The 18,651-nt window shown below is 71.7% G+C and carries 17 protein-coding genes and 1 pseudogene; 8 read left to right on the forward strand and 10 right to left on the reverse strand.

What is annotated here, in order from left to right:
- The first annotated feature begins 296 nt into the window (after positions 1-296).
- The 4 genes from ABZV42_RS08885 to ABZV42_RS08900 all read left to right on the forward strand — a co-directional run bounded on the left by ABZV42_RS08885 (position 297) and on the right by ABZV42_RS08900 (position 4,968).
- Positions 297-1,760, forward strand: a complete 1,464-nt coding sequence (locus ABZV42_RS08885; protein ID WP_355987761.1) for a glyceraldehyde-3-phosphate dehydrogenase — start codon at positions 297-299, stop codon at positions 1,758-1,760.
- Positions 1,761-2,301: 541 nt separating this feature from the next.
- Positions 2,302-3,468, forward strand: a complete 1,167-nt coding sequence (locus ABZV42_RS08890; RefSeq protein WP_355987841.1) for an MFS transporter — start codon at positions 2,302-2,304, stop codon at positions 3,466-3,468.
- A 250-nt stretch (positions 3,469-3,718) separates the two neighbouring features.
- The gene (locus tag ABZV42_RS08895) at positions 3,719-4,480 is read left to right on the forward strand and encodes a maleylpyruvate isomerase family mycothiol-dependent enzyme (protein ID WP_356051322.1); all 762 of its coding nucleotides are present in this window, start codon (positions 3,719-3,721) and stop codon (positions 4,478-4,480) included.
- Positions 4,481-4,632: 152 nt separating this feature from the next.
- On the forward strand, positions 4,633-4,968 hold the full coding sequence (locus ABZV42_RS08900; protein WP_355987757.1) for a DUF6332 family protein: 336 nt from the start codon (positions 4,633-4,635) through the stop codon (positions 4,966-4,968).
- On the opposite strand, the gene ABZV42_RS08905 is transcribed toward ABZV42_RS08900, so the two are convergent.
- The 4 genes from ABZV42_RS08905 to ABZV42_RS08920 all read right to left on the reverse strand — a co-directional run bounded on the left by ABZV42_RS08905 (position 4,929) and on the right by ABZV42_RS08920 (position 8,060).
- Entirely contained in the window at positions 4,929-5,594 is a 666-nt protein-coding gene (locus ABZV42_RS08905; protein ID WP_355987755.1) for a response regulator transcription factor, read from the reverse strand. The genes ABZV42_RS08900 and ABZV42_RS08905 overlap by 40 nt on opposite strands.
- The gene (locus ABZV42_RS08910) at positions 5,591-6,838 is read right to left on the reverse strand and encodes a sensor histidine kinase (RefSeq protein WP_356051324.1); all 1,248 of its coding nucleotides are present in this window, start codon (positions 6,836-6,838) and stop codon (positions 5,591-5,593) included. The genes ABZV42_RS08905 and ABZV42_RS08910 overlap by 4 nt, the downstream gene beginning before the upstream one ends.
- Before the next feature lie 10 nt (positions 6,839-6,848).
- A complete protein-coding gene (locus tag ABZV42_RS08915) occupies positions 6,849-7,127 on the reverse strand; it encodes a hypothetical protein (protein ID WP_356051326.1) in 279 nt (92 codons plus the stop codon).
- A gap of 204 nt (positions 7,128-7,331) precedes the next feature.
- Positions 7,332-8,060, reverse strand: a complete 729-nt coding sequence (locus ABZV42_RS08920; protein WP_355987751.1) for a TetR/AcrR family transcriptional regulator — start codon at positions 8,058-8,060, stop codon at positions 7,332-7,334.
- A gap of 321 nt (positions 8,061-8,381) precedes the next feature.
- Here ABZV42_RS08920 and ABZV42_RS08925 point away from each other — a divergent pair, with 321 nt between their 5' ends.
- Positions 8,382-8,831: a nitroreductase family deazaflavin-dependent oxidoreductase gene (locus ABZV42_RS08925; RefSeq protein WP_355987749.1), complete on the forward strand. Its 450-nt coding sequence runs from the start codon at positions 8,382-8,384 to the stop codon at positions 8,829-8,831.
- Positions 8,832-8,855: 24 nt separating this feature from the next.
- On the opposite strand, the gene ABZV42_RS08930 is transcribed toward ABZV42_RS08925, so the two are convergent.
- Entirely contained in the window at positions 8,856-10,124 is a 1,269-nt protein-coding gene (locus tag ABZV42_RS08930; protein ID WP_355987747.1) for a geranylgeranyl reductase family protein, read from the reverse strand.
- Between the two features lie 176 nt (positions 10,125-10,300).
- Here ABZV42_RS08930 and ABZV42_RS08935 point away from each other — a divergent pair, with 176 nt between their 5' ends.
- The gene (locus tag ABZV42_RS08935) at positions 10,301-11,656 is read left to right on the forward strand and encodes a dipeptidase (protein WP_355987745.1); all 1,356 of its coding nucleotides are present in this window, start codon (positions 10,301-10,303) and stop codon (positions 11,654-11,656) included.
- A 95-nt stretch (positions 11,657-11,751) separates the two neighbouring features.
- On the opposite strand, the gene ABZV42_RS08940 is transcribed toward ABZV42_RS08935, so the two are convergent.
- The 3 genes from ABZV42_RS08940 to ABZV42_RS08950 all read right to left on the reverse strand — a co-directional run bounded on the left by ABZV42_RS08940 (position 11,752) and on the right by ABZV42_RS08950 (position 14,565).
- Complete coding sequence (locus ABZV42_RS08940; RefSeq protein WP_355987839.1) at positions 11,752-12,792, reverse strand: NUDIX domain-containing protein; 1,041 nt, start codon at positions 12,790-12,792, stop codon at positions 11,752-11,754.
- 130 nt (positions 12,793-12,922) lie between these two features.
- Positions 12,923-13,120 carry a hypothetical protein gene (locus ABZV42_RS08945; protein WP_355987743.1) on the reverse strand — a complete coding sequence of 66 codons (198 nt, stop codon included), beginning with the start codon at positions 13,118-13,120 and terminating at the stop codon, positions 12,923-12,925.
- A 491-nt stretch (positions 13,121-13,611) separates the two neighbouring features.
- Positions 13,612-14,565 carry an ROK family protein gene (locus ABZV42_RS08950; RefSeq protein ID WP_355987837.1) on the reverse strand — a complete coding sequence of 318 codons (954 nt, stop codon included), beginning with the start codon at positions 14,563-14,565 and terminating at the stop codon, positions 13,612-13,614.
- A gap of 238 nt (positions 14,566-14,803) precedes the next feature.
- On the opposite strand from ABZV42_RS08950, the gene ABZV42_RS08955 reads away from it, so the two are divergent.
- Positions 14,804-15,886 (forward strand): LacI family DNA-binding transcriptional regulator, encoded by a 1,083-nt coding sequence (locus ABZV42_RS08955; protein ID WP_355987741.1) that lies wholly within the window; start codon positions 14,804-14,806, stop codon positions 15,884-15,886.
- Between the two features lie 125 nt (positions 15,887-16,011).
- Here ABZV42_RS08955 and ABZV42_RS08960 read toward each other — a convergent pair whose 3' ends face one another.
- Positions 16,012-17,316: an aldolase/citrate lyase family protein gene (locus ABZV42_RS08960; RefSeq protein ID WP_356051328.1), complete on the reverse strand. Its 1,305-nt coding sequence runs from the start codon at positions 17,314-17,316 to the stop codon at positions 16,012-16,014.
- Positions 17,317-17,533: 217 nt separating this feature from the next.
- On the opposite strand from ABZV42_RS08960, the gene ABZV42_RS08965 reads away from it, so the two are divergent.
- Positions 17,534-18,439 carry an endonuclease/exonuclease/phosphatase family protein gene (locus ABZV42_RS08965; protein ID WP_356051330.1) on the forward strand — a complete coding sequence of 302 codons (906 nt, stop codon included), beginning with the start codon at positions 17,534-17,536 and terminating at the stop codon, positions 18,437-18,439.
- Positions 18,440-18,540: 101 nt separating this feature from the next.
- On the opposite strand, the pseudogene ABZV42_RS08970 reads toward ABZV42_RS08965, so the two are convergent.
- A pseudogene (locus tag ABZV42_RS08970) lies at positions 18,541-18,651 on the reverse strand (electron transfer flavoprotein subunit alpha/FixB family protein); the annotation flags it as partial.

An 18,651-nucleotide genomic window follows, 5' to 3' on the forward strand; every position in this document is an offset into this window, starting at 1 on the left:
GCCCACACCGCCCCATCACGCTCACCACTCCATAGCCATCACCCCCACCGCCCTCGCGCGCCCCGCGCCCCACGCCCCTCGCCCCTCCCCAGCCGCGCATCCTGACGGCCGTCGTCGCGAACGGCGCTGCCCGAAAGGGGTTTCGCATGTTCGGGGGGCGCCCCTCGAAGGGCCGGAATCCGATGCCCCGAACGCCCCGGCGGACGCCGTCCTCACCGCAAGTGGACACCGCATGAACGATCAGAAAGAGGGTCCGGTTACCATATGAGCGCCACCTAGCTCGAAAGATGGATTCTGTGACTGTCAACGACGACGCGTTCACCAACTGGAAGACCCGCGAAGAGATCGCGGAGTCGATGATCCCCATCATCGGGAGGCTGCACCGGAAGCAGGACGTCACCGTCCTCCTGCACAGCCGCTCCCTGGTGAACAAGTCGGTGGTGAGCATCCTCAAGACTCACCGCTTCGCCCGGCAGATCGCCGGTGAGGAGTTGTCGGTCACCGACACGCTGCCGTTCCTGCGGGCGCTCACCACGCTCGACCTCGGCCCGTCCCAGATCGACATCGGCATGCTCGCCGCGACGTACCAGGCCGACGACCGCGGCCTGTCCGTCGAGGAGTTCACCGCCGAGTCGGTCGCCGGCGCCACCGGCGAGAACAAGATCGAGCGCCGCGAGGGTCGTGACGTCGTCCTCTACGGGTTCGGCCGCATCGGCCGCCTGCTCGCCCGGCTGCTCATCGAGAAGACCGGCTCCGGCAACGGCCTTCGCCTGCGCGCCATCGTGGTGCGCCAGGGCGGCGACCAGGACATCGTCAAGCGCGCCTCGCTGCTGCGCCGCGACTCCATCCACGGCCAGTTCCAGGGCACGATCACCGTCGACGAGGCGAACAGCACGATCGTCGCCAACGGCAACGCGATCAAGGTCATCTACGCCAACGACCCGTCCGAGATCGACTACACGGCGTACGGCATCAAGGACGCCATCCTCGTCGACAACACCGGCAAGTGGCGTGATCGCGAGGGTCTGTCGAACCACCTGCGCCCCGGCATCGACAAGGTCGTCCTGACGGCTCCGGGCAAGGGCGACGTCCCGAACATCGTGCACGGCGTCAACCACGACATGATCAAGCCGGACGAGCAGATCCTGTCGTGCGCCTCCTGCACCACCAACGCGATCGTGCCGCCGCTCAAGGCGATGGCGGAGGAGTACGGCGTTCTGCGCGGGCACGTGGAGACCGTCCACTCGTTCACCAACGACCAGAACCTGCTGGACAATTACCACAGCTCCGACCGCCGTGGCCGCTCCGCGCCGCTCAACATGGTCATCACGGAGACGGGTGCCGCCTCCGCGGTCGCCAAGGCGCTGCCCGACCTCAAGGCTCCCATCACCGGAAGCTCGATCCGCGTCCCCGTGCCGGACGTGTCGATCGCGATCCTCAGCCTGCGCCTGGGCCGTGCCACCACCCGCGAGGAGGTCCTCGACTACCTCCGCAACGTCTCGCTGACCTCGCCGCTCAAGCGCCAGATCGACTTCATCAGCGCCCCCGACGCGGTGTCCAGCGACTTCATCGGCTCGCGCCACGCCTCGATCGTCGACGCCGGCGCCACCAAGGTCGAGGAAGACAACGCGATCCTCTACCTCTGGTACGACAACGAGTTCGGCTACTCCTGCCAGGTCATCCGAGTCGTCCAGCACGTCTCCGGGGTGGAGTACCCCACCTTCCCGGCTCCGGCGGTCTTCCCGGCTCCGGCGGTCTGAGCCGACAGCCGCGGCCACGCGCCGTTCGTCGTTCGTCGTTCGTCGTTCGTCGTTCGTCGTTCGTCGTGCAGACAGTCGGGCCGCGAACGGTGACCGGCAACTGGCGAGGCGCAGGCAGGGAGTAGCGAGGGGCGACAGGGAATCCCGCGGGCCGGGACCCGGTCGCCCCTCGTTCGCGCAGGCACCGCCCGGTCCGCACCAACGCACGGGCAACGGCCTTGCCCTTCCCCGCACAGCGAGGCGCCGTCCAGGGACCGGACCTCACACGGCCCACACCTCCGTGCCCGCCTTGGCGAGCCATACCTCCGCGCCCACCCTGGCGACCCACACCTCCGTGCCCGCCTCGACCCCCGCACGGACCGCACACCCGAGAACCTCGCCCGGACCTCACCGGATCGACCGGGTCTCCACCAGCCCCCACCAGCGCATTCGCCCGGCCGGGCGCATCGAATCCCGCCCCGCCGCTTCCCTTGCCCCGAACGTGGGAGCCGTCTAACGTGAGTTTGTGCCGCCAATAAACAAAACGGTCCCGCACAGCGTTGTGCCGGACCGCTCCCTCACCCGACTCCGTATCGTCCTCACCGCCTTCTTCGCCCTCGACGGCTTCGTCTTCGCGGGCTGGGTCGTCCGCATCCCCGCCATCAAGGATCAGACCGGTGCCTCCTCCGGCGCCCTCGGCCTCGCCCTTCTCGGCGTCTCCGCCGGGGCCGTCATCACCATGATGCTGACGGGACGTCTCTGCCGGCGGTTCGGCAGTCACCCGGTGACCGTGGCCTGCGCGGTGCTGTTGTCGCTGAGCATCGTCCTGCCCCCGCTCGCCCACTCGGTGCCGGTCCTCGGACTCGTCCTGCTGGTCTTCGGCGCGGCCTACGGCGGGCTCAACGTCGCCATGAACAGCGCGGCGGTCGATCTCGTGGCCGCGCTGCGACGCCCGGTCATGCCCAGTTTCCATGCGGCTTTCAGCCTGGGCGGCATGCTCGGAGCGGGTCTCGGCGGGCTCGTCGCCGGATATCTGTCACCGGCACATCATCTGCTCGCGATCGCCGTCATCGGCCTGCTCGTGACCGGTGTCGCGGGACGCGCGCTGCTCCGCCAGGAGGTCCCCCCGTCGCCGGACCGCCCTCAGGGTGACGGCCCTGCCGGACCGCCGCTCGTGGACGCCCGCACCCGTGGCCTGGTGGTGGTCTTCGGGCTGATCGCGCTGTGCACCGCCTACGGCGAGGGCGCGCTCGCCGACTGGGGCGCGCTCCATCTGGAGCAGGACCTGGACGCCCACCCGGGCTTGGCCGCCGCCGGGTACTCGTGCTTCGCCCTCGCCATGACGATCGGCCGCCTGAGCGGGACGGCACTGCTCGAACGGCTGGGCCGCACCCGCACCCTGGTCATCGGCGGCACGACCGCCTCGCTCGGCATGCTGCTCGGTTCGCTGGCGCCCTCCGTCTGGGCGGCGCTCCTCGGATTCGCCGTCACCGGACTCGGCCTCGCCAACATCTTTCCCGTGGCGGTCGACCGGGCAGGCGCGCTCGCCGGAGCGAGCGGCGTCGCCGTCGCCTCCACCCTCGGGTACGGAGGCCTGCTGCTCGGGCCGCCCGCGATCGGGTTCATGGCGGACTGGTACTCCCTGCCGACGGCGCTCACCAGCGTGGCCGTGCTGGCCGCCACAGCCGCCCTGATCGGATTCGCGACGCGCCGCGCCGCCGTGGGGTGACGGGGGCGGAGGGGCGCCGGGCGTCGATCCCTCGCGCCGGGTACCCGCGTCGGCCCACTCGCGCCCAGGGCTTACGCGGAGGCTCGCCAGGAGCGCATGCGCGGGCGGCCTCGCGTTGGACGGAGCCGGAGACATGCAGGCGCCGGCCATCGCCTCGCGCACCCGAGTCCCCCGAACTCGGTTCCCCTCCCCCGCACTTCCACCTCCTACTCCGCGCGACCGGGCCGCCGGCATGGGGCACACTCGCGGCATGGATATTCGGGAGTTCGTGGACACCCTGGACCGGGAGGGCAGGTCGCTGGCCGCTGCCGCGGAGAAGGCGGGCATGGGCGCCGATGTCCCGACCTGCGCCGGCTGGCAGGTGCGGGATCTGGTTCGGCACACGGGCATGGTCCACCGCTGGGCCACCTCGTTCGTCGCCGAGGGCCGCACGTCGTACCACCCCGACGGCGGACTGCCGGATCTGGACCACGACGAGCTGCTGGCCTGGTTCCGCGACGGACACCGGCGGCTCGTGGACACACTGGCCGGCTCCTCGCCGGACGTACGGTGCTGGACCTTCCTGCCGGCACCCTCGCCACTGGCCTTCTGGGCGCGCCGGCAGGCACACGAGACCACCGTGCACCGGGTCGACGCCGAGTCGGCGCTCGGCGGGGACCCCACCACCGTCCCGCCGGACTTCGCGGTCGACGGGATCGACGAGTTGCTGCTCGGATTCCACGGACGCGACAGGAGCAGCGTCCGCACCGAAGAGCCGCGTGTGCTGCGCGTACGAGCCACGGACCTGTCGGACGCCGTGTGGACCGTACGCCTGTCGCCCGGACCGCCACGCGCCGAACGCGGCGATCACGCGGACTCCGACCACCAAGACGTGCACGTGGACTGTGAGTTGGCGGGACCCGCCGCGTCTCTGTACCTGGCCCTGTGGAACCGCGCGCCGTTTCCGAGCGTTACGGGCGACGCCTCGCTCGCCACGCTGTGGCGTGAGAAGTCCGGCATCACCTGGAGCTGAGGACCGCGTCCGTACGGGGGAGGGGCGAGCACGCCCTCGGCCTCGGGCGGGGCCGTGCCGAAGCGGGTCACAGTCCGTGATCATTGAGGTCGTCGACGCGCGCGTCCGGCGGGGTTCTTGCCTCGCCGGGCGCACCGCTGTTGACTCGGGCCATGCACAACAACGGGGAAGACACGGGAAGTTACGGCGGCAACCTGGGACGGACGTACGCGCGGCGCACTCAGGCACAGCGGGACGCCGTCACCGTCGAGATCGGATACGCCCTGGCCAGCGCGGCGTTCGTCGCTGCGGTCGCCTTCGGGACCGTCACCGGCCCCGCTCTCGTTCTCGACCTGTCGTCCGGGGCGGTGGACGCGCTCCTCACCACGGGCGCCGTCCTGGCCACCGCCCTCTTCACGCTACGGGTCGCCACCGTACTGTTCCGTTTCCACCAGGAGGCCGCCGTGCCTCAGCCCAGCCAGCCCGGCCGCACCAGGCCCGACTCGTAGGCGAGCACCACCAGTTGGGCTCGGTCGCGAGCCCCGAGCTTCACCATCGTCCGGCTGACATGCGTCTTGGCCGTGAGCGGGCTGACGACCAGGCGTCGGGCGATCTCGTCGTTCGAGAGCCCGATGCCGACCAGCGCCATCACCTCCCTTTCCCGCTCGGTGAGTTCGGCCAGTGACACGGCCGACTCCGGCACCTTGGAACGGGCCGCGAACTCCGAGATCAGCCGACGCGTCACCCCGGGCGACAGGAGAGCGTCGCCCTCGACCACCGCCCGTACCGCGCGCAGCAGTTCATCGGGCTCGGTGTCCTTGACCAGGAAACCCGAGGCGCCGGAGCGGATGGCCTCGAAGACGTACTCGTCGAGCTCGAACGTGGTCAGCATGACCACCTTGACCGCCCCGAGATCCGCGTCGCCGGTGATGCGCCGGGTGGCGGCGAGGCCGTCAAGCACGGGCATCCGGATGTCCATCAGGACGACATCGGGGCGCAGTTCACGAACCGAGCGCACGGCCGCCTCGCCGTCGGCGGCCTCCCCGGCGACCTCGATGTCCGGCTGCGCGTCCAGCAGCGCCTTGAAGCCCGCCCTGACCAGTGACTGGTCGTCGGCGAGCAGTACGCGGATCACCGGTTGTCCTCCTTGGCCTTCCACGGCAGTACGGCCAGCACCCGGAACCCTCCGTCGTCGCGCGGACCGGCCTCGATCGTGCCACCGAGCGCGGCCGCCCGCTCCCGCATTCCCGCGAGCCCGTTGCCGCTTCCGCCCGCCGCCGCGCCGGTGGCGGGACCGTCGTCGTCGATCCGCAGCCGCAGTACGCCCCGCTCGTGGTCGAACCGCACCCGTGCCCGGCGCGAACCCGAATGCCGTACGACATTGGTGAGCGCTTCCTGGACGATGCGGAACGCGGCGAGGTCCGTGCCGGGGGCCGGAGCCGGGACCTCACCCTCGATACCCTCGATCTCGACCGTGAGACCGGCGCTCGCCGCCTGCTCGACCAGTTCGGGGAGCCGGTCGAGCCCGGGAGCCGGCGCGCGTGGGGCTTCCCCGGGCGCCCGCAGGGTGTCGAGGACCTGCCGGACCTCGCCGAGCGCCTCCTTGCTGGCCGCCTTGATGGTGGTGAGCGCCGTACGCGCCTGTTCGGGGTCGGAGTCCAGGAGCGCGAGGCCGACACCTGCCTGGACGTTGATCACCGAGATGCTGTGTGCCAGTACGTCGTGCAGTTCGCGGGCGATCCGCAACCGTTCCTCGTCGGCGCGCCGCCGGGCCGCCTGCGCGCGCTCGGCCCTTTCCCGGCTCCACTGCTCACGGCGCGTGCGCACCAGCTCCGACAGGGCCAGCACCGCCACGACCCAGGTGGCGATGCCGATCTCCTGCATCCAGGAGGGAGGGTGGTCACCGGTCGGGGGCAGTCCGCGGTACAGCCAGTGCGCGACCAGGAGATGGCCCGCCCACAACAGGCCGACCGCCGTCCAGGCCGCCCTGCGGTGCCCGGCGACCACGGCGCTGAAGCAGGCCACGGCGACGGGAAGGAAGACCGGCCCGTAGGGATATCCCGCGGCCACGTATGCCAGGGCCACGGCGGCCGTGCCGAACACGACGAACACCGGGTATCGCTGCCGCCAGAGCAACAGGCCGGAGCCAACCAGGAGGAGCGCCCGGGAGAAGGGGTCCAGCGCGAGCCGGTCGCCGTGCTGGGCGTGGGCCGCGAAGTTGGAGCCGATGAGCACGAAAGCGGTCAGCAGCAGCGTGGAACGCCACGGCATGCGCGCGCGGCGCCCCTCGTCGTTCCAGTGGTCGCGCCCGGGCGGCCCGTGCCTCCATCGCGCGGGACCGCCCCACGCCGGCGCCGCGGGAGTGTGGTGCTCTTCCATGGCCGTCACGCTAGACGGCCGACCGCGGCGGCGGCGTCCGCCGGGCGAGGTGATCACCCGTACTCCCCACGGAGTACGACACCGCCCCCTCCCGGCCCGCAGCGAAGCCGACCCGACGCACGCCGAGGGGGACCGGGCATACGCCGAGGGCGACCAGCGCTACGCCGAGGGCGGCCAGCGCTACGCCGAGGGCGGCCAGCGCTACGCCGAGGGCGGCCTGACCTACGCCGAGTGCAGCCGGGTCTTCGGCGCGCGGCCCGACGCGCGCCGAGTGCAGCCGGGTCTTCACCGAGTTCGGCCAGAGGTACGCCGAGTGCGGTCCGTATTACGCCGAGGGCGCCCCGACGTACGCCGCGAGCCGTCCGGCCTGCCCCGCGAGCAGTCCGGCCGACACGACCGCGACCCGACTTGTGCCGAATGCGGTCCTCCGACCGGCACCGAAACTGATCCGGGCGCGTCGAGGCTGTCCGCCCGACACCGACGGCGGCCCGCCCTACGCCGTGGACGGCCTTGCGACGGTCTCGCCCTGCTCCGGATACACCAGCCCCACCTCGTGCGCGAGCCGCCCCACGGCATGCCTGAAGAAGGGCTCGCGGTCCTCCACCACCCGGTTGAACTGGCCGAACAACTCGAAGCCGATCAGTCCGTAGAGCTGCGCCCACGAGGCCACCAGCGCCACCACCACCTCGGGCGGCAGATCGGGCGCGAGATCCGCGACCATCCGCTGGGCCTCGGTCTTGAGTCCGGCGGGCAGCGGCGTACGGGCCACGCCCTTGCCCTGGTACGCGTCCCGGACGGCCCCGATCAGGAGCAGGCCCACCCGCGAGGCGGACGGAACGGTCTCCTGCGGCGCGACGTACCCGGGGACGGGGGAACCGTAGATGAGCGCGTACTCGTGCGGATGCTCCAGCGCCCAGCGCCGCGCCGCCGTGCACACGGTGATCCAGCGGTCCCGGGGGCCGGCGGCGGCCACCTCGGCGTGCGCCGACTCGGCCGCCTCGCCGAGCGAGTCGTAGGCGTCGATGATGAGCGCGGTCAGCAGGTCGTCCCGGCTGGGGAAATACCGGTAGAGAGCGGAGGAGACCATCCCCAGCTCGCGGGCCACGGCCCGCAGGGACAGCTTGGCGGCGCCCTCCGCGGCGAGCTGTCTGCGCGCCTCGTCCTTGATGGCCGCCGTGACCTCGATCCTGGCTCGGGCACGTGCCCCTCGCGCGGTACTCATACGGTGCAGTGTCCCACGCTTTCAGAGCAGTGCACACAAACGAGAGCGGCGATCCGGAAACAGATCGGCGCTCCACAAGGTGAACGGTGATCACAAAAGAGAGCGCCGCACAAAAACGAGAGCGCTGCTCTTGCATTGGATCACCGATCCGATGCAGACTCTTCTCAAGCGAGAGCAGTGCTCACAAAAAGGATCGGCGCTCTCGACACGCGCCTCGACAGACCCACATACCCCTCAGACCCACGCGCCTCACAGACCGCAGACCCACATGCCCGACAGACCCACCCGCCCCGCACGCCCCACGCACCCCGAGAGGTAACCGTGTCCACTCACGTCCAGAAGCCCGGCTGGTTCACCGTCAACGTCTTCAACCGCGCCGTGGCCTGGATCACCCGGCGCGGCCTCAGCGTCTGGGGCTCACGGGTCCTGGCCGTCCGCGGCCGCAAGAGCGGCGAGTGGCGGACGACCCCCGTCAACCTGCTCACCGTGGACGGCGAGCAGTACCTCGTCGCGCCCCGCGGCCATGTCCAGTGGACGCACAACATGCGGGCGGCAGGCGGGGGCGAGCTCAGGCTCGGCAAGAAGGTCGACACCTTCACCGCCGTCGAGGTGGCCGATGACGACAAGGTGTCGCTGCTGCGCGCCTACCTCAAGCGCTGGAAGGCCGAGGTCGGCGTGTTCTTCGGCGGCGTCGGTCCCGACTCGTCCGACGAGGAGCTGCGGCGCATCGCTCCCGACCACCCGGTCTTCCGGATCACGGTCGCGAGCTGACGCCGCCACACCCCCACGGCCCGGTCAGTCCGCCGCCGCCTCCGCCGCCCCCTCCGCCACCTGGGGCCGGCGGTCGAGGGCGGTCAGGGCCCGCCCGACCGTCGGGTGGTTCCGGATGATCTCCCCGAGCGTGGTGGAGCCGCGGGTGATCCCCGTGAAGGCCTTCCACACCGGACGCAGGCCGGTGAGGCCCGCGTGGAACATGCCGGGGCGCCGTTCGAAGGCCGCGAGCAGGCGCTTGCCGACGCTCATCTCGACGCCGAGCCCCGCCTTGATCGCGAAGGCGTAGTTCAGTGCCTGGCGCCGGGCGTCCACCGCGTCGTGCGCCTCGGAGATCCGCACCGCCCACTCACCCGCGAGCCTCCCCGAGCGCAGCGCGAACGAGATGCCCTCACGGGTCCAGGGTTCGAGCAGTCCCGCCGCGTCGCCGCAGACGAGGACCCGGCCGCGCGACAGCGGCGAGTCGTCGGCGCGGCAGCGCGTCAAGTGGCCCGAGGAGATGGCCGGTTCGAAGCCCGCGAGGCCGAGCCGGGCGATGAAGTCCTCCAAGTACCGCTTGGTGGCGGCGCCTTCGCCACGCGCCGAGATCACGCCCACGGTGAGCGTGTCCCCCTTGGGGAAGACCCATCCGTAACTACCGGGCATGGGGCCCCAGTCGATCAGGACGCGCCCCCGCCAGTCCTCGGCGACCGTCTCCGGCACCGGGATCTCGGCCTCCAGGCCGAGATCGACCTGGTCGAGCTTCACGCCGACGTGCGCTCCTATCCGGCTGGCACTGCCGTCGGCGCCGACCACGGCCCGGGCCAGGACGGTCTCGCCGCCCTGGAGGACCACGGCGACGGTGCGCCGGTCCGGCACGGCCGAACCGTGCTGCTCGACACGCGAGACCGTGGCGCCCGTACGCAGTTCGGCGCCCGCCTTCTGGGCGAACTCGACGAGTTGCTGGTCGAACTCCGGGCGGTTGATCAGCCCGAACAGCATGTGCCGGGACCGCCTGGTACGGGCGAACCTGCCGTCCATCGAGAAGGTGACCGCATTCACCCGGTCTCTGAACGGCAGTTCGAAGCCGGGGGGCAGCGAGTCGCGCGAGGGGCCGATGATGCCGCCCCCGCATGTTTTGTAGCGGGGCAGTTCGGCCTTCTCCAGCAGCAGGACGCTGCGTCCCGCGACCGCTGCCGCGTAGGCGGCCGAGGCGCCCGCCGGCCCCGCGCCGACGACCACGACGTCCCACACCTGCTGTTCGTCGTCCGTCGCACGCCGCTCGTCGTCCGCTGAAGAGTTCTCGCTGCTCACGTTGGTCTACTGCTCCCAGTCCAGCCGTCTGCCGCACCTGTCCCCCGCATCCTACGGCGGGCGTCACCGCGGGCCGCTGTGGGAGGATCTGCAACGGATGCGTCCTGTACACCAGTCCGCATCATTCGATCATCTGTACACAGAAGTACAACGTCGCACCCACAAGGAGCGTGCCCATGTCGTCGAATCCGGTCGCCGAGACCGTCGCCTCGCTCATGCCCCGGGCGAAAACGGAACTCGCCGAGCTGGTGGCCTTCAAGTCGGTGGCGGACTTCGACCAGTATCCGAGGAGCGAGAGCGAGGGCGCGGCGAACTGGATCGCCGACGCGCTGCGCTCCGAGGGCTTCCAGGACGTGGCACTGCTCGACACCCCGGACGGCACGCAGTCGGTGTACGGCTACCTGCCGGGCCCCGAGGGCGCGAAGACGGTCCTGCTGTACGCGCACTACGACGTGCAGCCGCCGCTGGACGAAACGTCCTGGACGACGCCCCCGTTCGAGCTGGTCGAGCGTGACGGCCGCTGGTACGGGCGGGGCAGCGCCGACTGCAAGGGCGGTGTCGTCATGCATCTGCTGGCGCTGCGTGCCCTGAAGGCGAACGGCGGCGTTCCCGTGAACGTCAAGGTCATCGTCGAGGGTTCGGAGGAGCAGGGCACCGGCGGTCTCGAGCGGTACGCCGAGGCGCACCCGGAGCTGCTGACCGCCGACACCATCGTCATCGGCGACGCCGGCAACTTCCGCGCGGGCCTGCCGACGGTGACCGCGACCCTGCGCGGCATGACCCTCGTAAGGGTGCAGGTGGACACCCTCGAAGGAAACCTGCACTCGGGGCAGTTCGGGGGCGCCGCGCCCGACGCGCTGGCGGCGCTGATCCGCGTCCTGGACTCGCTGCGGGCCAAGGACGGTTCGACGACCGTGGACGGCCTGGCGGCCGAGGAAGCGTGGGACGGCCTCCAGTACGAGGAGCAGGCGTTCCGCGAGGACGCCAAGGTGCTCGACGGGGTGGAGCTCATCGGCTCCGGCACGGTGGCCGACCGCGTCTGGGCGCGTCCGGCCGTGACGGTGCTCGGGATCGACTGCCCGCCGGTCGTCGGCGCCACGCCGTCGGTGCAGGCGGGCGCCCGTGCGCTGATCAGCCTGCGGGTGCCGCCGGGCGTCGACGCGGTCGAGGCGACGAAGCTGCTCGAGGCGCACATCGAGGCGCACACGCCGTGGGGCGCGCTGGTGAGCACCGAGCGGATCGGGCAGGGCCAGGCGTTCCGCGCCGACACCTCCAGCCCCGCGTACGCGTCGATGGCCGAGGCCATGGCGGTCGCCTACCCGGGCCAGGAGATGCAGTCGGCGGGCATGGGCGGCTCGATCCCGCTGTGCAACACGCTGGCCTCGCTGTACCCCGAGACGGAGATCCTGCTCATCGGCCTGAGCGAGCCGGAGGCGCAGATCCACGCGGTCAACGAGAGCGTCTCGCCGGACGAGCTGGAGCGGCTGTCGGTCGCGGAGGCGCTGTTCCTGCGGAACTACGCGGCGAACTGATCGCCCGTCCGTGTACATGGGCAGGGGCCCACGCCGGGTGGCGTGGGCCCCTGCCCATGTCGGACCGCGGACGGCGGACGGCGGACGGCTCGATGTCAGCCGAGCGGCACTCCGGCCTCCAGGTACAGGGCCGCGCCGCGCTCGCGGGCCCGCAGGGCCCAGCGGAGCCGTTCGTAACGTACGGGCGGCAGCAGGTCGGCCGCCTCCTGCTCGGTGACGAAGCGCCAGCCACGCAGTTCCGGTCCGGGGAGCAGGAGCCCCTGGACGGCCTGTTCGTCGAGGCGTCCGCCGTCGAAGAGGAGCCGCAGTCCGCCGTATCCGGGCGGCGCGGGCGACTCCCAGTCGACGACGAGCAGGGCGGGCACCTCGTCGAGGGTGATGCCGGTCTCCTCGGTGACCTCGCGCATCCCGGCGCGGGCGGGGGCCTCGCCCGTCTCCACTACCCCGCCGGGGAACTCCCATCCCGCCTTGTACGTCGGGTCGACGAGCAGGACCCGGTCGCTCTCGTCGAAGAGGAGCACTCCGGCGGCGACCGTCTCGGCGGTGGGTTCGGGAGTCTGCACGATGTCGCACACGGGTGCCTCCCCGGTGCGTACGGCTTCGGCGACGCGCAGGGCGGTCTCGTACGGGGTGAGCGCGCCGGTGTCCACGGGATGGGCGTCGGAGGTGAGCCACGGGAGCGCGGCGCGGTAGGTCTCGATGTGGTCGTAGGACCACTGGCGCACGCGCATCTCGCCGTCGGGGAGGTCCGGGGGCACCTCCCGCCCGGATATTCGCTCCCGCAGGATCGTTTCCGCCGGGGCGAGGAGCACATGGTGTACGGGAATCCGGCGCGCGGCCAGCCCGCCGAAGATCTCGTCGCGGTACTCCTGCCGCAGCAGGGTCATGGGGACGACGAGGACTCCGCCGAGCTCGGCGAGCATGGCGGCCGCGGTGTCGACCACGAGCCGGCGCCAGATCGGCAGGTCCTGGAAGTCGCCGACCTCGGCGAGGTGCTTGGCCGGCAGCAGGTGTGTGAGTGTGCCCCCGATGATCTCGGGGTCGAAGAGCGTGCTGTTCGGGATCAGCTCGATCAGTTCCCGTGCGGCGGTGGTCTTCCCCGCACCGAAAGCACCGTTGATCCAGACGATCACGATTCCCCCTCTTCTGTGGCCCCCTGTGGCTTGCCCGCTCCACCCTGCCACGGAAACCAGCCGCTGATGAGGGCACGGACAAGGCGACGCCGGTGGCCCCGTGGCGGGGACACCGGCGCGGCGCGGCGGTACCTCAGCTGTTCTGGCCGCCGAGGGCGCCCTCGTCGACCGCCAGGCTGTCGGTGCCGACGGTGTGATCGACCTTGCTGAGCGAGTCGTTGACGTTCAGGTCGCTCAGGGTGTCCCCGCTCAGGGCGTGGGACGGGGTGATCGCCGCGACGACGAAGCCGGTGGCGAGGGAGGCGATGGCGAGCATGCTGCGCTTCTTCATGCCCGGTTCAACTACGAACCCAGGACAGGGTCACGGGTGGACCGGCCACCTTAATCCGGACACTTCCTGTCCGGCCTGATGACCGGCGGGGGCGTCATGCCTGGCGGTGACCGGCGGGGCCGTCCTGCCTGGCAGCGACCGTCGGAGCCATCCGACCCGGTGGTGACCGGCGGGGCCGTCCGACCCGGTGGTGACCGGCGGGGCCGTCCGACCCGGTGACTGACGAGGCCGTCCTGCCCGGCACCCGACGGAACACGTCGTCACGGCGGCACCCTCATCGCCACGGCCCGCACCCGGCACCAAGACCGCACAGTCTCCACTGCCACACACCCGGCGCTACGGACACACCCGGCACCGGAGAGCGTCAGCTCACGCCCCCGCCCAGCACCACCGCAACGGCGCGAGCCTCGACCAGACCCGTTCCGCACCACCCCCGAGGCAAAACCGGAACTCCTCCCGGCACCGCCGGACCTCACCCCGGCACCGCCGGATCAGACACTCGCTCCGGCCGCCTGGGACTTCCGGGTGAGTGCCGCGGCGGCCGCGCCGACCAGGCCCGCGTCGGTGCCCATCAGGGCCGGCGTGACGGTCAGCCGCTGGACGAAGGACAGCGTGGCGTAGTCGGCCAGCGCCCGGCGCAGCGGTGCGAAGAGCACGTCGCCCGCTTTGCCGACTCCCCCGCCGATCACGGCGATGTCGATCTCGACCAGGGTCGCGGTCGCCGCGATGCCCGCCGCGAGAGCCTGCGCGGCCCGCTCGAAGGAGGCCACGGCGACCGGGTCACCGGCGCGGGCGGCTTCGGCGACCGCCGCGGCGGAGGTGTCGCCGTCGGGTCCTGGCTGCCAGCCCGCCTCCAGCGCGCGGCGGGCGATGTTCGGGCCGCTGGCGATGCGCTCGACACAGCCACGGGAGCCGCAGGGGCAGAGGTCGCCGTCCAGGTCGACACTGATGTGTCCGATGTGGCCCGCGTTCCCGGTGGGGCCCGCGTGCAGGCGGCCGTTCAGGACGAGCCCGCCGCCCACGCCGGTGGACACGACCATGCACAGCGCGTTGTCGTGGCCGCGGGCGGCGCCCTGCCAGTGTTCGGCCGCGGTGATGGCGACGCCGTCGCCGATCAGTTCGACGGGCAGTCCGCCCGCGGCCTCGGAGGCCCGATCGACCAGCGGGTAGCCCCTCCAACCTGGGACGTTCACCGGGCTCACCGTGCCCGCGGAGGCGTCCACCGGACCGGCGCTGCCGATGCCCAGGGCTCCGGCCCTGCTCCACAGCGGGGAGACCGCGAGCTCACCGATGACGTCCTCGACGGCGCGCATCACGGTGGCGCCGTCCTCCTTGGCGGGCGTCGGACGCTGTGCGCGCAGGAGAATCCGGCCGTGGCCGTCCACCAGCGCTCCGGCGATCTTGGTGCCTCCGATGTCGAGCGCGGCCACGAGGTCGGTGTGCATCAGAGTCAGGTCTCCCATGGGGTGTCGTGACGGGCCCGCCGCGCCGCGGGCCCGGGGTCTGCGGCCGGGGAACCGGCAGAACCGGGCCCTGTCGTACGCCGCGCGGAGTGCGCCTGCGGACCACCGGGACCGTGCGCCCTGGGGAAGGCGCAGGCCGGAGATTGCGGTGGACAGTGTCTCCCGCATCTGACAACGTTGTCCAGGCTCTATGCTCGACGCCACATCCTCATACAACCCCATGGACCTACGCATCCCCGTGGACGACAGGACAGGACAGTACATCGTGGCCGAGACCGCCCGCCGATCCGAGAACCGCTACGGAAACCGTCCGACCATGAAGGACGTAGCGGCGCGTGCGGGAGTCGGTCTGAAGACGGTCTCCCGCGTGGTCAACGCCGAGCCCGGGGTCACCCCTGACACCGAGCGGCGCGTCCAGGAGGCCATCGAGGCACTGGGCTTCCGCCGCAACGACAGTGCCCGGGTGCTGCGCAAGGGCCGCACCGCGAGCATCGGGCTGGTCCTGGAGGACCTCGCGGACCCGTTCTACGGGCCGCTGAGCCGTGCGGTGGAGGAGGTGGCCCGCGCGCACGGAGCCCTGCTGATCAACGGTTCCAGCGCGGAGGACCCGGACCGCGAGCAGGAACTGGTCCTCGCGCTCTGCGCCCGCCGGGTGGACGGGCTGGTCGTGATCCCGGCCGGTGACGACCACCGCTACCTGGAGCCGGAGATAAAGGCCGGCGTCGCCACGGTCTTCGTGGACCGCCCGGCCGGGAGGATCGACGCCGACGTCGTCCTGTCGGACAGTTTCGGCGGCGCCCGGGACGGCGTCGCCCACCTGATCGCCCACGGCCACCGCCGGATCGGCTTCATCGGCGACATGCCGCGCATCCACACCGCGGCGGAGCGGCTTCGCGGTTACCGGGCCGCCATGGAGGACGCCGGGATACCGGTCGAGGACGCCTGGATGTCCCTCGGCGTCACCGATCCGCAGCGGGTGCGCAAGGCGGCCGAGGACATGCTCTCGGGCCCCTCGCCCGTCACCGCGGTCTTCGCGGGCAACAACCGTGTCACCGTGACCGTCGTCCGCGTCATCGCCGAGTGCGGCCGACCCGTCGCCCTGGTCGGCTTCGACGACATCGAGCTCGCCGACCTCCTGGAGCCGGGGGTCACCGTCGTCGCCCAGGACGCCGCCGCCCTAGGCCGCACAGCCGCCGAACGCCTCTTCCGCCAACTGGACGGCAACCTCATCACCCCGGAACGCGTCGAACTCCCGACCCGCCTGATCACCCGAGGCTCGGGCGAACTGCCACCGGCGCACTGAGGCGAGCCGCACCGGCCTCGGGCAGCTCACTGCACCCGCCGCCCCGCTCGGGCCTCGGCGTCTCCGGGGCCCGTACACCTACGGGGACCACGCGGACGGGGCGGGGCGCGGTCCAGGCCACACCGCTACCGGCCCGACCCCGTCAGATCCCCCCGTCGCGGCTTCGCGAAGTTTTCCAGTTCGTGTCGTGTCAGGCCCGACGCACGGGCCACCTCCGCGAGGTCCAGGGCGCCGCAGTCCAGGCCGCGCAGGAGGTAGCCGCTGAGGGCCTTGGCCGTCGCGGGTTCGTCCAGGACGTCGCCGGGGGCGTGGCCGGCGTAGCGGGAGAGGCGGGTGGCGGCCTGTTCGAAGCCTTCGCGGTAGAAGGCGAAGACGGCCGCGTAGCGGGTCGGGATGTGGGCGGGGTGCATGTCCCAGCCCTGGTAGTAGGCGCGGGCCAGGGCGCGACGGGTGAGGCCGTAGTGCAGGCGCCAGGCGTCGTGGACCTTGTCGGTGGGGCCGACGGGCAGGACGTTGGTGGAGCCGTCGCAGACGCGTACGCCGGTGCCGGCGGCCGCGACCTGCATGATCGCCTTGGCGTGGTCGGCGGCCGGGTGGTCGCTCGACTGGTGGGCGGCGGAGACACCGAGGCAGGCGCTGTAGTCGAAGGTGCCGTAGTGCAGTCCGGTGGCGCGGCCGTCCGCGGCCTGGATCATGCGGGCGACGGTGGCCGTGCCGTCGGCGGCGAGGATCGCCTGGCTGGTCTCGATCTGGATCTCGAAGCCGATCCGGCCGGGCGCGAGGCCGTGGGCCTTCTCGAACTCCTCCAGCAGCCGGACCATGGCGGTGACCTGCTCTGCGTACGTCACCTTGGGCAGGGTGAGGACGAGCCCCTCGGGCAGGCCGCCCGCCTTCATCAGGCCCGTCAGGAAGATGTCGAGGGTGCGGATGCCCCGGTCGCGGACCGGTGCCTCCATGCATTTCATGCGGATGCCCATGTACGGGGCCGCGGTGCCGTTCTCGTACGCCTCGGCGATCAGCCGGGCCGCGCGGGCCGCCGTCGCGTCCTCCTCGGCGTCCGGGCGCGGGCCGTAGCCGTCCTCGAAGTCGACGCGCAGGTCCTCGACGGGTTCGCGCTCCAGCTTGGCCCGAACGCGGTCGTACACGGGTCCGGCGAGTTCGTCGGTGAGGCCGAGGACGGCGGCGAAGGAGGCGGCGTCGGGGGCGTGTTCGTCGAGAGCGGCGAGGGCGCGGTCGCCCCAGGCGCGGACGGTGTCGGCGGCGAACGAGTCTCCGGGGACGTACACGGTGTGGACGGGCTGCCGGGTGCCGGGGTCTCCTGGGTAGCGGCGCTCCAGTTCGGCGTCGACGGGGGCGAGGGAGGCGCCGACCGCCGCGGTGACGGCGCCCGAGAGGCTCGTCGCCACCTTCTCCTGCTGACCCTGACCCATCCGACACCCTCCAGTTTTCCGCAGTACGGAATCAACAATCCGTTGAATGAAGTTATCCGGCGGGCTTCCCGCGGGTCAACACCCTCGTGGACCGCGGGACACTCCACGGCCCCGCGTCGTTCACGCCCGTCCCGGTCCGCTCGGGCAGACTTTCCGGGTTCCTCCTTCCCCTCCGGTGGTGCGCGCCCCGACCCGACTCGCGACCGAAGGAGCACACGTGCCGAATTCCAGCAGAGTGACCCGCCGTACGGGGCTCAGAAACGCGGTGGCCGCCGCCGTCGCCCTGCCCCTGCTCACCACGGCCCAGGCCTCCGCCACCCGGCGCCCCAGCCCTCGATCCCGTCCCCGCCTCGACGTCATGACCTACAACCTGCGCTTCGCGAGCGCCGTCGAACCCCACAGCTGGGCGGTACGCCGTCCGGTGATGCGCGAGCTGCTGCGCCAGGCGTCACCGCATGTCATCGGCACCCAGGAAGGCCTCTACCAGCAACTCCTCGACATCGAGGCCGACCTTGCCCCGCACTACGAGTGGATCGGCACCGGCAGGGAGGGCGGCAGCGGCGACGAGTCCGTCGCGATCTTCTACGACACCCGGCGTCTCGCCCCGCTCGCGCACGACACGTTCTGGCTCTCGGACACCCCGCGGGTGATCGGCTCGAACACCTGGGGCGCCGCGCTCCCCCGGATCGCCACCTGGGTGCGCTTTCGCGATCTGGCGGACGGCGGACGGCGGTTCCACATCCTCAACACCCACCTGGACCACGCGAGCCAGTACGCGCGGACGCGGGCCGCCGGGCTCATCGCCGAACGGATCGCGGAGTTCGATCCGTCCCTCCCGGTCCTCGTGACCGGCGACTTCAACGTGCCTGCGCACCGGAACGAGGTCTACGACATCCTGCTGGGCGCCGGGCTCACCGACACCTGGGACACGGCCGCCTCGCGCAGCGGCCTGTACGCGACCTTCCACGGCTACGCCCCGCTGACACCGGACGGCGACCGCATCGACTGGATACTCGCCGGCCCCGGCACCGAGGTGCACCGGGCGGCCATCGACACCTTCTCGCTGCACGGCCAGTTCCCGAGCGACCATCTGCCCGTACGGGCGTCTCTGACCCTGCGATGAGCGCCCGAGGCCGCGGAACCCGGGGACCCTGCGGACCCCGGGGATGAACGAAGGCCCCCGCGACCGGTGCGGTCGCGGGGGCCCTCTTCAGCGCTGCGGGATCAGCCCTTGCGGGTCTTGATCTCCTCGGTGAGCTGGGGGACGACGTCGAAGAGGTCGCCGACGACTCCGTAGTCGACGAGGTCGAAGATCGGCGCCTCGGCGTCCTTGTT

The organism is Streptomyces sp. NPDC005281, from assembly GCF_040607495.1.
Lineage (GTDB): Bacteria > Actinomycetota > Actinomycetes > Streptomycetales > Streptomycetaceae > Streptomyces.